General features: G+C 70.6%; 1 protein-coding gene. It reads right to left on the reverse strand.

From position 1 onward, the window contains the following. Nucleotides 1–729: TonB-dependent receptor domain-containing protein (locus D3273_RS28660; RefSeq protein WP_165359775.1), on the reverse strand; the 729-nt coding region annotated here is incomplete at both ends.

The raw sequence follows: 729 nt of genomic DNA on the forward strand, positions 1-729 counted from the left end.
GGTGTGGAAGTCCTGGTACTCGGACTGCCAGCGCGCCTGCAGGTCGACGTCGAAGCGCCCCCAGCTGTAGCCGAGCCCGGCGATGACCGAGTGCACGGGCGTCTGGCGCTGGTAGGCGATGGCCGGCGCCATGGCGGTGACGCTCGCCGGCGTGTCGTCGCGCACGGCCGCGAGCGCGTAGCTCGCGTTCCACCGCAGCCCGAAGCCCGTGCTGCCGCGCATCCCGAGTTCGCCGCCCAGCTCCCGGCTGGAGCCGAAGTTCTGTGCCGTCTCGAGGACCTGTCCCGTCGGCAGGAGTTTCACGCCGGAGCCGAAGGGGGATCCGATCGAATTGTCCTGGCTCTGCGCGAACAGCGCCAGTCGCAGGATCGCCGGCAGCACCGCCAGGCTCCTGTCGTAGTCGACCTCGAAGTTGGTGACGGCGGACGGGAGCAAGCCGGGGTTCCCGACCAGCACGGCAGGGCCGTAGTCCGCCTTGAGGCCGAAATCGACGAGGCTCGGGAGCTGGACGGCACGGGCCGCCGACAGGCGCACCGTGTCGGCCCCGGTCGGCTTCCACACGATGCCGCTGTTGAAGCTCGGCTCGACCAGGTCGACGTCGCGGTAGAGCGCCCCCCCTCCGGGGATGGTGAACTGCGGTCCCTGGTGGGACAGCCACAGCGCGTCGACCCGCACGGCATTGGTGAGCGTCACCTGCGGCGCCACCTGCCATTCCCACATGGCCGAGGC

Origin of the sequence: Lichenibacterium minor, assembly GCF_004137685.1 — a bacterium.
In the GTDB taxonomy this organism is placed as follows: Bacteria; Pseudomonadota; Alphaproteobacteria; order Rhizobiales; family Beijerinckiaceae; genus Lichenihabitans; species Lichenihabitans minor.